9 protein-coding genes are annotated in these 14,539 nt (G+C 41.8%); 1 reads left to right on the top strand and 8 read right to left on the bottom strand.

Annotated features, from left to right (window positions below):
• Positions 1-226: 226 nt before the first annotated feature.
• The 4 genes from glcT to N1I80_RS08310 all read right to left on the bottom strand — a co-directional run bounded on the left by glcT (position 227) and on the right by N1I80_RS08310 (position 6,569).
• Entirely contained in the window at positions 227-1,072 is an 846-nt protein-coding gene (gene glcT / locus N1I80_RS08325; RefSeq protein ID WP_340737421.1) for a glucose PTS transporter transcription antiterminator GlcT, read from the bottom strand.
• A 109-nt stretch (positions 1,073-1,181) separates the two neighbouring features.
• Positions 1,182-2,861: an AAA family ATPase gene (locus tag N1I80_RS08320; RefSeq protein ID WP_445683640.1), complete on the bottom strand. Its 1,680-nt coding sequence runs from the start codon at positions 2,859-2,861 to the stop codon at positions 1,182-1,184.
• A gap of 686 nt (positions 2,862-3,547) precedes the next feature.
• On the bottom strand, positions 3,548-4,414 hold the full coding sequence (locus N1I80_RS08315; RefSeq protein WP_340737420.1) for a patatin-like phospholipase family protein: 867 nt from the start codon (positions 4,412-4,414) through the stop codon (positions 3,548-3,550).
• 115 nt (positions 4,415-4,529) lie between these two features.
• The gene (locus N1I80_RS08310; protein WP_340737419.1) at positions 4,530-6,569 is read right to left on the bottom strand and encodes a bifunctional diguanylate cyclase/phosphodiesterase; all 2,040 of its coding nucleotides are present in this window, start codon (positions 6,567-6,569) and stop codon (positions 4,530-4,532) included.
• A 256-nt stretch (positions 6,570-6,825) separates the two neighbouring features.
• Between N1I80_RS08310 and N1I80_RS08305 the strand changes: the two genes are divergently transcribed.
• Positions 6,826-7,749: an LCP family glycopolymer transferase gene (locus N1I80_RS08305; RefSeq protein WP_340737418.1), complete on the top strand. Its 924-nt coding sequence runs from the start codon at positions 6,826-6,828 to the stop codon at positions 7,747-7,749.
• Between the two features lie 131 nt (positions 7,750-7,880).
• Here the strand turns inward: N1I80_RS08305 and N1I80_RS08300 are convergent, their stop codons facing one another.
• The 4 genes from N1I80_RS08300 to nadA form a co-directional block, all read right to left on the bottom strand.
• Complete coding sequence (locus tag N1I80_RS08300; protein WP_340737417.1) at positions 7,881-9,128, bottom strand: glutamate-5-semialdehyde dehydrogenase; 1,248 nt, start codon at positions 9,126-9,128, stop codon at positions 7,881-7,883.
• A gap of 151 nt (positions 9,129-9,279) precedes the next feature.
• Positions 9,280-10,368, bottom strand: a complete 1,089-nt coding sequence (gene proB / locus N1I80_RS08295) for a glutamate 5-kinase (protein WP_340737416.1) — start codon at positions 10,366-10,368, stop codon at positions 9,280-9,282.
• Positions 10,369-10,883: 515 nt separating this feature from the next.
• Complete coding sequence (locus N1I80_RS08290; protein WP_340737415.1) at positions 10,884-13,121, bottom strand: YcdB/YcdC domain-containing protein; 2,238 nt, start codon at positions 13,119-13,121, stop codon at positions 10,884-10,886.
• A 306-nt stretch (positions 13,122-13,427) separates the two neighbouring features.
• Positions 13,428-14,537 (bottom strand): quinolinate synthase NadA, encoded by a 1,110-nt coding sequence (gene nadA / locus N1I80_RS08285; protein WP_340737414.1) that lies wholly within the window; start codon positions 14,535-14,537, stop codon positions 13,428-13,430.
• Positions 14,538-14,539 lie beyond the last annotated feature (2 nt).

Genomic DNA, 14,539 nt, shown 5'->3' with positions numbered 1-14,539 from the left:
TAATAGTTATTAAATTAAGTTCTTCTTACAAATCCAATGACTCTATAGATGCATAGTAGCATAGAACTTTTCTTTTGACAACCACAATCTCACTTAATTCAGCAGATGTGGGGCACTTCTGCTGAATTAAGTGAAAGCCTTCGGCGGATGTCACAGATTTTGAAGGGAGTCAATTGAGCAAGCTCAATTCAAAATCTGGACGCAATCACGCCGAGGCGTGATTGATTTACTCTTCGACTTTTGCTTGAATCCTTTGCAAATGAAGGCTTAAGTAAACTGCTTCCGCCTCATATACTTCTTTTTGCAATACTTGTTGCATTACTTTTATAAGCTTCCAAGCCAAATTGTAACAAACCGGATACTCCGCCTTTAACAATAGTGTAATCTTTTTCGGCTCTGCAACGCGTTCCCCCCGTACTACTCTTTCAATCGCAAAACGGAGATGGCGAATCAGACGCATATAATCAATACTATTTTTATCGATTTCTATGCTAAATTGCTGTTCAATCATATTCACCAATTGAACAATCAACTCCGAGTGCCTCGTCACATCACGCACATTTTTATTCACAATGGCACTATGAATATGGAGAGTGATGAAACCAATTTCCCCTTCCGGCAGCGCAACTGTCAGCTGTTTATTGACCATTGCTGTCACCTCAGCCGCAATGTCATATTCCTCTGGGTAAAGTGCTTTCGTTTCCAGTAAAAAAGGATTTCGAATAGCCATCCCACGTCTCATTCGACTCACCGCAAACACTAAATGGTCAGTCAACGCCACATGGATATGCTCATTCAACGGCTGATTCACTCGTTGTTGAATAATTTCAACTGCAGAAATCAGCACTTTTAACGTATCTTCATCTATGCTGGAAAGAAGTTGCTTATACTGCTCTTGCTCGTCAGGATCATTCAATACAAATAATTTCTCGATTTTTTCCTGCTGAATGGATTCCCCGACTTTTGCACCAAAGCCAATCCCGCGCCCAATTAAAATCACCTCATTGCCACTACTATCCGTCGCTATGAGTACATTATTATTCAATGCTTTGTGAATCAAGTATTTTTCCATCCATCTATCCCCATTATCTTTTATTGACTCCATTCTAGCACTAATCTTTAGCAAATAGGTATATTAATCTTAAAAATGCCACAACCGTAAAGGCTGTGGCGACGTAATATTATAGACCTACTATTTCCTGAATCTCCGAACCATCCAGTGTTTCTTTTTTCATTAACAAGTCCACCAACTGATCGAATTCAGTGGAATATTGTTGAATAAGGCCTTCTGTTTGATGAAGAGCCTTGTCAAAAATCGCTTGCATCTTCGACTCTTTTTGCCCTTCATTGAAAGTTAGCGTAAAGCCGTCCTGTAGCAAGCCCGTGTCAACCATTCTTTCAATGATTTCCTTGGCTTGCTGGACATCGCCACCAACACCAATACTATGCTCACCAAGGTACATACGCTCTGCTACCCCACCAGCCAAAATCATACTCACTTGGTCTAGCAATTCGCTATACGTCGATAAATGAAGCTCTTTTTGAAATGGAGCAACATAGCCAAGCGCTTGTCCTCGCGGAATAATCGTCGCTTTCCGCACTGAACCCGGCTTCGTAATCGCTGCAATTAGCGCGTGACCCGTTTCATGAATAGCTACTCTCCGCTTTGTTTGTGGATCATTTAATGTACGTGAAGTGCTGCCCAAAATCGTACGGTCAATGGCAAAGTCTAAATCATTTTTATCAATTGCCCGACGCCCATCACGCATAGCCCTTCTACTCGCCGTTTCAAACAGCGAACTCAGCTCAGCACCCGAAAAGCCTGCTGTACTGTCCGCTAAGCCATCCAAGGAAGCCGCAACATTATCCGCCAACAGCTTGCCTTTCGTATGAATGTGGATAATCTCTCTTCTGCCCGTCGTATCTGGTAACGGGACTTGGAAAGAGTAATCGATTCGACCTGGGCGAAGAAAAGCCTCATCGAGCATATCCTTCCGGTTCGTGGCGGCAATGAATAACACACCCTCGTTATTATTGCCGCCATCTAACTGGACAAGCAGTTCTGTCAACGTTTTTTCCGTTTCTTCCCCGCCATGCGTTTTTCGTTTCCCTGCAAGTGCATCGACTTCATCAATGAAAATCACAGCCGGTTTCTGCTTTCGCGCATTTTCAAACAGCGTGCGTACTCTAGCAGCCCCAACACCGACAAATAACTCCGTGAAAGCTGCTCCACTCGATGAATAAAATGTCGCACCAATTTCGCGCGCGATTGCTTGTGCCAGCAAGGTTTTCCCTGTACCAGGTGGTCCGTACAACAACAGACCTTTTGGCGGCGTAATACCGAGTTGTTCCGATTGTTTCGGATTTTTTATGATGGATAAGGTTTGGTGAATTTCTTCTTTCATTTCAACTGGCAATCCACCAATATCTTGTAACGTAATGTCTGGTAAAGGTGTTGCTTTAGAGGCACTGTTTTTCATCGCAGAGGCACCGATACCGATTTTGCCTTTTTTGTGTAGGACGAACAATGTAACAAGTGATGCTATGAGTAATCCACCAATCAGCAGTCCATCGAATTTATTTTGATTGGCATATTGATAGTTTAGATTATATTTTTCAACTAATTGTTCAACTAATTGACTTTGTGGACGAACTTGTGTCACGTAAAGAGCATCTGTCGTCTGTAAGTAGAGTGAACCACTGGATGTTTCTTTCAACGAAATCTGGCCCTGTGCAACCTGGATTGTTTTTTCCAGTTCAGCAAATGAAATGGCCGTTCCTTTATTCGAGTCAAGCGCGTACCAACCAATACCTACCGCTGTTCCAATGACGAAGAGGACTAAAATCGCAATCTTCTTCAAGCCTTCTCAACTCCTTCTAAGGGATACATCTAGTATAAATGATAATCCAACTATTTTGGTAGGCGAATAAAAGGAATACACCCCATTAATATCCTAATACAATTGATTCCTTATCCATAATGGAGTGTCATAATAGAAACTCATATCCCCTGCGGGAACTGGAACACCCCGGGGCCAAACTGGACTACCATTGCCAAAAACTCGTACACCCCACTAGAACTGGAGCACCTATTTCGCAAACTCGTACACCCCAGAACCAAACTGTACTACCTTTGTCGAAAACTCGTACACCCCACTAGAACCGGAACACCTATTTCGCAAACTCGTACACCCCAGGACCAAACTGTACTACCTTTGTCGGAAACTCGTACACCCACTAGAACTGGGACACCTATTTCGCAAACTCGTACACCCCGGGGCCAAACTGTACTACCTTTGTCGGAAACTCGTACACCCACTAGAACTGGAACACCTATTTCGCAAACTCGTACACCCCGGGGCCAAACTGTACTACCTTTGTCGGAAACTCGTACACCCCACTAGAACTGGAACACCTATTTCGCAAACTCGTGCACCCCGGGACCAAACTGTACTACCTTTGCAAAAAACTCGTACACCCCACTAGAACTAGACCGCCCATTTATCCCCACTTCGAAAAGCCCTGAATTAGATTCAGGGCTAGTCATTTACCACATTTTCAAAAATTGCGTTGTACGACTACGCCCGATTTCCATCAGTGTTTCTTTTCCTTCTTCATCGAGATCAAACTCAGTGGCGCTAAAACCATCTACTGGAATAAAAATAATATCCTTTTCATGCTTACGGGAAATATATCTTTCATCATGAGCATTTTTCATCGTTGAAAATAGCGCTTCGAATAGCTGCAAGGCATTGTGAATAGGATAGCCAGGCTGTTTTTCCGGACTACGGCTAAGCTGCAAGCCTAGAACTGGACGCTCTTTTTTATCGAATATCCACAGTGGAAAATTGCTTAACACACCGCCGTCGACAACGATGGTATCTCCCGATCCGACTTTCATCTTGACCGGTTCAAAGAAAAATGGAATCCCACAGCTCATACGTAAAGCGCGTGCGATTGGGAACGTTTCCGCTACGACACCGTATCGTTCCAAATCATCTGGAAGCACGAGCATTTTGCCATTCGTCAAATCAGAGGCTACAAGCTTCAATGAACCAGGAGTCACATCAGCAAATGTATAAACGTCTTTGTCTGCCAATTTTTCTAAAAACCAATTCTCCAGTGCTTTTCCTTGATATAAACCAAGACGCCAATACAAACCTATCCACTTCATAAACGGGAATGGTAAAATCGTTCTACGCGGATCCAGCAAGGAAAGCATATCCAATTCATCCAACATCACTTCAATTTCCTTAGCGGTGTAGCCAGCAGCTATGAAACAGGCAATGATTGCCCCTGCACTCGTTCCCGCGACCCGCTGAAAACGATAGCCCTGTTCCTCCAGCACCTGATAGGCCCCAACTAGTGCGAATCCTTTCAAACCTCCCCCTGAAAATACCCCATCTATTAACATTGCCTACCCTCTCCTTTTTCTTAGTGTTGTTACACTGTAAGAACAATGCAAGGATAGTAGAACTAAAAAAAGCATCTGGCCCCAAACAATATTGAATCGCTTGAGGCGCAGACACTTATATGGTTGGCTTTCTAAAATTTTGATGCCATTCAATCAGTTCCGAAGCGATCATTGGTTTTGCAAAGTAATAGCCTTGAATAATCGGTTGTTCACATGTAAAGGCTAAGAACTGTGCTTGCTCTGCCGTCTCTACTCCTTCAAAAACAATCGACAAATCCAAAGAACTACCGAGTGCAATAATAGCTTGAATAATCGATGAATCTTTTGTGGATGCTGGTACTCCATCCACAAAAGATTTGTCAATTTTGAGCGTTGAAATCGGGATTTGTTTTAAATAAGATAACGATGATACACCTGTTCCGAAGTCATCCAATGCAACCGAGAAACCTTCTTGACGAAACACTCCGACGGCTCTTATCGCCTCTTCAATCGTCTTGACAAAACTTGTTTCTGTGATTTCTAATTCTAATTGCTGCGGCTCAAGATTATAGTCTGTCACTGCCCGCTTTAACACTTTCAATAGACGTGATGAAGTGATATATTGACCTGGAATATTAATAGCAGCTTGTCCAACTGGTCGCCCTTCCCTTTCCCATTCGGCAAGCTGACGGCAGGCTCGCTCAATAACCCAATCCGTAACATCCAACATACGATTCTTTTCTTCTAAAATAGGAATGAATACACCAGGTGAAAGCATGCCATAAATAGGATGTTGCCAGCGTAATAAAGTTTCTACACCGACCATTTCATACGTTTTACCATTAATTTTAGGCTGATAAACCAGATACAACTCGTCCTCCGCCATAGCACGTTCTACATCATTGGCAATTTCCCGTTCAAATGTATAGGTATGAAGCACTGGGTCATACTGAATGATGTCTAACTTGTATTGTAGTGATGGTGAATTCAGCACAGCCAATACATTTGAATAAATGTTCGAGGATTCATTTTGTTGGCTAGCTGGCAACCAAGCACAGACAGCCTGTATCCTAATTTCTTTATTCTGAAATACAAATGGTTGGCTAAGTGTTTCAGCAATCTTTTCCATCGCAGCATAAAAGACCGTTTCACTTTCCGTTCCTCTCGCTAAAAAAGCAAAACGATTCCCTTCAATTCTGTACAAATCCGACTGTGGCGGCGTTAACGCAATCATAGATTCGGCAAGATATTGAAGTACTTCATCTCCAAAAAGATAACCATTCTCTCGATTGACTCTTTCCAAGTCATGCAAATGCCAAATCGCTAACGTTTGCTTGACCTGAGACTGGCTAAGTTTCCGCTCAAATTGCCGGCGATTTGGGAGTCTTGTCAACATATCATAATGATTCGTACGATATTTCACATAACGATCTAGCAGACTCGATAGCAATAATAAGCCCAGTAACAAAGCCATACCAACTGTAACACTAATGACAATAAAGGATAACTCCATCTCGTGAGCTACCGATGTATGGGAGTGATTTGGAGATACATAAACAGAAATTGCCATCATACCTGTGTAATGCATACTCGAGACAGCTAATCCCAGAATAATCGCCGTCATCAGTTGAATGAAACGATTTTCCATATAACGCTGCAGTGTTGAAAAAACAAAAAGTGCAACAAAAGAAACAACTATGGCAATGACAATTGATGCTGTGAATAGCCAGAAATCATAAAAATAGAGAGCATCCATTTTCATAGCTGCCATGCCAACATAATGCATCGTTGAAATACCGAGCCCCATCACAATACCCGCGAGTATATACAACCATATTAATCTTCTTGGTTGATTGGCTATGTAAAAGGCTAAAAAAGAAGCGAGCATTGCTGGGAAAACTGAAATGACTGTTAGCAACTGGTCATAATGCATACTGACAGGCAATGAATAGGCACTCATACCTACAAAATGCATAGACCATATACCAAAGCCCATCGCAACAGATGCTAGTATGAGCCAAAAGTTTTTGTGAAAAAAGCTATGTTGTTGTGCTCGTTCGTTCATAGCCAAAGCTGTATAAGAAGCAACACATGCAATTAGAATGGATAAGCCGATAATCGGAAATGAATACTCCCCTTGTAACTCGATCAAATCCGTTGACGGTAATTTAAACAATGTAATAGTCAGTCCTTTCGATAAACAATCCCCTGTTAAACCATACCATTTGTTTCATTCGCTTGATAGTCTAAAGTATCAATATAGATAAAGTAAATCGCTCCGAATGACTCATCAAATGCCTACAAGAGTATGTGATTGTTCATACAATATGTAAGTACGATACCCCTTTTCACCATAACTTGAAACCTAAATCCCCGATATTCGTCCATACTAGGGTAATATTTTTTCAGATTATAGGTAATGGAGGATCTTCATGAAACGAGCACATAGTAAGAAAAGGAAAAAATGGCCATGGATTATTGCGCTTATCGGTCTTATCATTGGCGGCTTGGCATTGAGTATCTACTTGGACTTAACTTCAACATTAAAAGAGATGTATAAACCAATCGGTCGTGAGGTATCTGATAAACGAGAGGTAAACATTATTTTTGATAAAAAGGAGCCATTTTCGGTTCTCGTATTAGGCGTTGATGAACGCGAGGGCGATAAAGGTCGCTCCGATACGATGATTGTCATGACAGTCAATCCAACTTTGAAGTCAACGAAAATGGTTAGTATTCCGCGCGATACGTATACAGAAATTGTTGGCCATGGTACACAGGATAAGCTGAATCACGCGTTTGCATTTGGTGGTATCCAGATGTCACTCGATTCTGTCGAGAATTTATTAGATATGCCGATTGATTATGTTGCAGAGGTCAATATGGAAGGCTTTCAGGATGTAGTCGATGCTGTTGGTGGAATAACCGTTAGAAATACATTAGATTTCACACAGGATGCCATCCATTTTCCAGCGGGAGAAATTAAATTGACAGGGAAAGAAGCGTTATCCTATGTGAGGATGCGTAAAGAAGACCCAAGTGGAGATTGGGGTCGACAAGATCGTCAGAGACAAGTCATTCAAGGCGTTTTACAGCAAGGTAAATCAGTCAATAGTTTACTAAATTACCGCAGCCTATTCAATGCACTCGGTGACAATATCAAAACCAATATGACATTCGATGAAATGGTAGACGTACAAAAAAACTATCGAGATGCAGCCGATAAAATCGAACAATTGCATTTTGAAAAAGGAACAGGAAAGCGCATGAACGGCGGGATTTGGTATTACATGATGGATGAAGAAGAATTGCAGGAAGTTACAGGTACGTTGAAACAGCATTTGGAGTTAAAATAGAGAGAAGTAAACCGTGGGAGTGATTTCCCACGGTTTTTTGATAGTATAGGCAAGTTTCTGAGAGTTACCGGCGAATTTGTGGAATTTACCAGCGAGTTCGCAAATCTACACACTATTCCGTAAGAATCCCCTCATCCACGCACCTGCCCATTTCCACGAATCATATATTTACTAGTCGTCAACGCCTTTAATCCCATCGGTCCCCTGGCATGTAATTTTTGTGTGCTGATGCCAATCTCCGCTCCGTAGCCGAATTCAAAGCCGTCTGTAAATCGAGTGGAGGCATTATGGTAGACTGCCGCAGCATCGATACGTGTCAAAAAGATGGCTGCCTGCCGTTCATCTTGCGTAATAATGGCTTCCGAATGTTGCGTTCCATATTGATTGATATGCGTAATGGCTTCATCCAGATTCGCAACGAGCTTAATGCTGACGGTTAACCCGAGGTATTCCGTGGACCAATCCGATTCGGATGCCAACTTCACATCCTGGCATTCCTGTACGACGGTTTCATCTCCCAAAATCTCCACACCACTCCGCTGAAGACTCTCGACCAATTTTTTGCCATATTGCTCAAACCACTTTTCATGAATCAGGATCGTTTCGATGGCATTGCAGACAGATGGACGCTGGATTTTTGCGTTCAAGGTAATCTCCCCAGCCATATCTGGATCCGCGGTTTCATCGATAAATATATGACAATTCCCGGCACCCGTTTGAATGACAGGAACCGTCGCTTCACGAATCACTGTGTCAATAAGCATTTTGCCGCCTCGTGGAATAAGAACGTCCAAATAATCGTTTAACCGGAAAAGTTCCTTCGCTGTTTCTCGACTCGTATCTTCTATGAACTGAATGGACTCTTTCGAAATAGCACTCTTATCAAGTGCTGTATGAATAGATTTGACCAGCACACTATTTGAATATTTTGCGGAAGAACTCCCTCGCAATATCACAGCATTGCCTGTTTTAATCGCCAATGTTGCTGTATCCAGCGTCACATTCGGCCTTGCCTCATAAATCATACCAATCACGCCAAGTGGCACACGTTTCACTTCAAGATGCAAACCATTTTCCTTCTCAATCGTTTCCAATGTTTCTCCAATTGGGTCCGCCAACTCCATTAACAGCTTGACGGCATGCGCCATGTCCTGTATACGTTTTTCATTTAACATAATCCGATCTAAAACCGCATCCGTCAGTCCATTTACTCGCCCTTCTTCCAAATCCTTGTGATTTTCAACGAGAATCTCCGATTGGTCAACCAATAGTTGTTCAGCAATCAATGCCAATGCCTCATTTTTCTGCTCCGTTGTCACATTGACCAACGAATAGCTTGCTTGCTTTGCCAATTGCCCTTTTCTTGTTACTTCACTCATAATAATTCCCCCTCATATAATCAATTACGCCTTGGCGTAATTGCGTCCAAATTTTGAATTGCGCTCGCGCAATTAACTCCCGGCAAAATTTGTGACATCCGCTGGAGGCTCAACTTTAACTTGAATCAGCAAGAACTTCAGCTGACTCAAGTTAAAGTTGTACCCAGCGATTTCTATGAATCACTTCCATCGTCGACGCCAACTTTTCCTTATGTCGTTTTTCAATCGCGCCATCCAGTTCATCCGACGAATAACTAACTTCACCCCTGCCCAGCAAACCGTTCACGCCAAATACCTCGACAACATCCCCTTTGTCAAAAGTCCCTGTCACTTTAAACACGCCAGCTGGCAATAAACTTTTCCCATTATATAAAATCGCTTCTTCCGCACCTTGATCGACATATAATTTACCTGTCGATTCGGAATGCAAGACAATCCATTGCCTGCTCGTATTGATTTTTGTACAATCAGGATTGGCAATATACGTGCCATCCCCTGCACCCTCTACAATTTCAATTAACTTCTGAGAACCTTTTCCCGTGCCAATAAAAACAGAAATACCAAGTGAGTGGGCCGTTTTGGCTGCCAGCAACTTTGATTTCATACCACCCGTGCCAACTTTCGATCCTGTATCCTCAGCCCCTGCTAAAAGGGTATCTGTAATTTCCTCCAAATAATCAAGACGATTCGCCGCAGGATTGCTGTGCGGATTGGCATCATATAACCCATTAATATCTGTCAAAATAATAAGCCGATCCGCATGTAGAAAGCCGCTCACAAGCGCAGACAACATATCATTATCCCCAAATGTCAATTCATCGACAGAGACCGTATCATTTTCGTTGATGATGGGTAAAACACCTCGTTCTAACAGCTCCGTCAGCGTTGCAAATGCATTTCTATAGCGTTCACGGTTGGAAAAGTCACTACGTGTCAATAAAATCTGTGCTGGAACGATGTGATGCTTACTAAACTTCTCAATATAAGACTGTATTAATAAACCTTGCCCGACTGCCGCCGCTGCTTGTTTCCCTTTAATGGTAAGCGGCCTTGACGGATAGCCTAAACCGGCAAACCCCGCAGCTACCGCCCCAGAAGATACAACGATAACCTCATGTCCCGCTTTTCGAAGTGTAGCAAGCGCCTCAATATGATCGTCGAACTTCTCCTGGTCAATTTCTCCCCTATCATTCGTTAAGGAACTGCTCCCAATTTTGACAACAATCCGTTGTTTTTTCATGTCAATATCTCCACCATTTCACCTATGATTAAACAATCAAATACGCCTTGGCATATTTGGCCCAGATTTTTATCGAGCTCGAGGCCTACAGGAAGTAGGTCATGCAGTCGTTGCGACAGGACGTCGCGCACTCAGACTGCCTTCTTAAATTCCTTCAAAAAATCTGTGGCATCCGCCGGAGGCTTTAATTTGATTTAGCGCTCTTCTAAATCAAATTAAAAAGCCCAGTCATCCTCATATTAAGGACGAAAGAGCTCTGCTTCCGCGGTACCACCAAAATTGGATGCGTATGGACGCACCCCGCTTCCCTCATAACGCTGAGGTTCGCGCCTATATTTTACATAGGACTCCAAAGGCAGGTTCTGTGGCTTGTTTGTGGCGAAATCTCTCAGCTTCTAAATTTCGCTCTCTGGCACAACAAGTCTCCACATACTAATCCTTCATCACCGTTCATTTTAAGATTGTAAATAATCATACAATATCAAAAAATTTTGTCAAGGGGTAATATCACTAGTTTAGTACTGCTGTAACCCTCTTCCACCACTTTCAGCTATTTTATGCGCGAGGCGAATCGTCGATACCGCCAACTCTGCATAAGTCACGGAACGATCAGGGCTGATATAATTTTGTTCTGAATTTACTAAGCCCAATGAATTTGCTAAAGCCACGTAACCACTGTATTCACTATTTACCTTACTAGCATCCTCAAAGTCAAGCTTATAAATACTACCATCTTTCGCTGCTTGCTCGAGGCCTAGAACTCGAATATACCAAACAGCTAGTTCCTCTCTTATCATTGGCGCATCCACATCAAAGCTTTGATCATTCGTTTTAATAATACCCAATTCAACGGCACGTTCAATAACTTGATAAGACGGATGTTTTGGATCTATATTCGTAAACGTCTGTTTCATGTCTTCTTTATCCACTACATATCTGCCTTCATAAAAATATGTGAGTGAATTCATAATAATCTTTAGTGCTTCCCCTTTAGAAACAGAGGCATCTCCATCAAAATCTTTACTATCTTTAATATCTAAAATGTTAGCTTCAATCAAATAATTGAGTTCTTCTTGTGCCGAAGGATGTGAAATGACTGTCGAATTTTTCCCATTCAACGAGCTGTTCCACTCTCCTGTGCTAGCATCTAGGAAACTATACGCTTCTTCATTAAATTCAGGGACATAGACGAGATCATAATGTGGTTTTTCTTTATTTTGTCCTTGATCGATATACGTCAATTTCAGATTTAGCGCTTCTGTTAAGCTCTTTTTAGCCGCTTCCTCCGAAATGACTTTATCAGTCGATGGCCATTCTTCCAGCTCTTGATAATTAACATACAAGCCGTTTAAAGAGCCATCAGCGGCTATCGTCACATGAATCTCATCTCCCATTACAAGAATCCCATTGACCACTCTTGGGAATGAAATACTGTACATACCTCGTTCCTTCTCGAAATGGGGATTTGTAGTAGGCATTGCATAGTTATGCAAATAAGAAGGAACCCATTCTTTTAAGTATTGAATCGCCTTAGTCAGTGCTTCTTGTTCTGAAATGGTACTCTCTTTTTCAGACTCCTCAGCAAGTTCCTCAAAAATATTGCTCATTATATTGTGATACTGTGTAATTTCTCCCGTACTTTTATTAATTTCTAAAACCGTCCCCGTTCCACCATTCGCATAACGATACATATAGTGCATACGAATAACGGCCTGTCCGTTTTCATTTTCCACCTCGTCAATAGAGTCAATGCTTAACTTCACTTTATCGGATTTACTCGCAAGAAGCTGTTCAGCCATTTTTTTCGCTTCTTCCAAAGAAACACCATCTTTTTTTGCAGACAATGGATTGGCCGTAATTAGTTCAATTTTTTTAGCCTTTGGAAAATCCGCCGTGTAGCCGTCTGTTGTTAACCACTTCCCTGAAGATGCGTGAACACCACTTACATTAATCATTGGTTGATAAACAAGTCGAACACTTTGGTCGCCTGTTTGGTAGTTCGTATCGATTTGATAGTACAAATCAGTCGATAGATTTTCTTTTACTTTGTCTGTCAGCTCAGTTTTACCTTTTGTGCCCGCTGCATCCTCAAAGGTAGACTTGCCAATCTTCAATGGATTTCTATAAAAATTAACAACCTCACCATTTCCAAGAACAACCACTTCTATCCTTTGGTCAGCTATAGGTACTTGGTTTTCCGTACGAACAAAGGAAAATGAGTAACGAATCGGCTCAGTTAAAAGTTGTGTTGGATAATAGTTAAATTGATTTTCTTCTAGTCGATAATCTTCTCCAGCAGAAAATTGTTCAATAAATTTATCTGCTATTTTCCTAGCCTCTTCTTTAGAAACCTTTGCTGGAAATAAGGCTTCCGATAGATTGACCGGCTGATAATAATATTGTTCAATATCTAAATTCTCGCCTATAAATCCAAGACTACCGTACACATACTTGCCATTAACTGTTTTAGAAAAAGATAATTCATGGCGTAATGTGTCATCATCAGGATAAAAATGACTATTACTCATTTGAAAATCATTCGTCGTTAAGAAATCAAACTGATTCGGAAACAACTCACGAAACTTCTTGATTAAATCACTTTTTGTAACCGTTATTTCTGTGGAAGCGACTTGAATCTGCACCTTTTCCGGTTGCTCATTCACTGGACTTGAAGCACTAGCAACAGATGAAAGCATACCCAAGGATAGTACAGAAGAGCTTAATAGTATTCCTGCTTTTTTTAAACCTGTCAAAATAATCCCTCCAAATTCATATTATTACCATTGTACAGTATATTCTCTCAGTTTTAAACAAAAGACTTTTCCTATCATATCCTTTTCAAGAAATTAGTAGACAACCTTCTTCAACCTATGATGTCTATACTAAAAACAGACCTCTTTAATTTGTGGTGAATTAAAGCATGTTTCATCCACTGTGAACCAATTGTTTTTTACAATCATTGGAATTCTCCTTTACGGCTGTTCATTCTATCGTAAATTTTCAACCAGTACAAAACAAAAGACACCTCATCTATTCCGACAAGGTGCCTGGTCAATCCTCTATGCTCTTGCTAACATCCGTTCCAATGCAGTAACAGCATCTTTAGCCGTCTCTTTATCGACCTGAACGGTATTGACAGCTTCTTCATTGACAATGCTGTCTAAACTCCATAATAGGTGCGCTAAGTCAATCCGGTTCATCGTTAAGCAAGGGCACATACTCGGATTGAGTGAAGTGATATCTTTGTCCCGATGCTTGTGAATAAGCCGATTGACAAGATTCATTTCTGTGCCTATTGCCCACTTACTCCCAGGCTCCGCACCTTCGATTGCATCAATAATATATTTTGTTGAGCCGTTATCATCCGCTAATCCAACGACCTCCCGTGAGCATTCTGGATGAACGATAATGCGTCTATCCGGCTCACTTTGTCGAATATCAATGATATTTTTAACGGTAAAGTTTTCGTGAACAGAGCAATGCCCTTTCCACAAAATCACTTTGATATCTTCAATGTCCCCCTCATACTCCAGCTTGTCGTCAATAGGATTCCATATCGCCATTTGCTCAAGTGGGACACCAATCTGATACGCTGTATTTCTACCTAAATGCTGGTCTGGCAAAAATAGAATACGCTCTTTTTGTGTAAACGCCCATTTCACCATCGATTCCGCATTCGAAGATGTGACACTCGCACCACCATTTTTACCGACAAAGGCTTTAATGGCAGCCGTTGAATTGACATAGGTCAGTGGCACAATCGTTTCCCCAAATAGCTCCATCAGCGCTTGCCATGCACGGTCCGTTTGAAATATATTGGCCATATCAGCCATCGAACAACCCGCGCGCATATCAGGTAAATAGACTTTTTGATGATCACTCGTCAAAATATCCGCTGTCTCCGCCATGAAGTGGACTCCGCAAAATACAATATGCTCCGCCTGTTCATTCGCCGCACAAAGCTGTGCAAGCTGCAAGGAGTCCCCTGATGCATCCGCAAATTGAATGACCTCATCTTTTTGGTAGTGATGCCCCGGGATGAACAGCTTCTCGCCAAGCTGTTGCTTAATCGATACAATACGCGCTTCCATTTGCTCACGCGTTAGTTCCCGATAGCTTTCTGGTATCGTTCCACTTTTTTGTTCTTCGAAGTATTGCAAAATAGACATAG

Origin of the sequence: Sporosarcina sp. FSL K6-3457, from assembly GCF_038007285.1 — a bacterium.
In the GTDB taxonomy this organism is placed as follows: domain Bacteria; phylum Bacillota; class Bacilli; order Bacillales_A; family Planococcaceae; genus Sporosarcina.
Note: the sequence above shows the minus strand (reverse complement) of the source record. Positions and strands in the feature narration are given on the sequence as shown.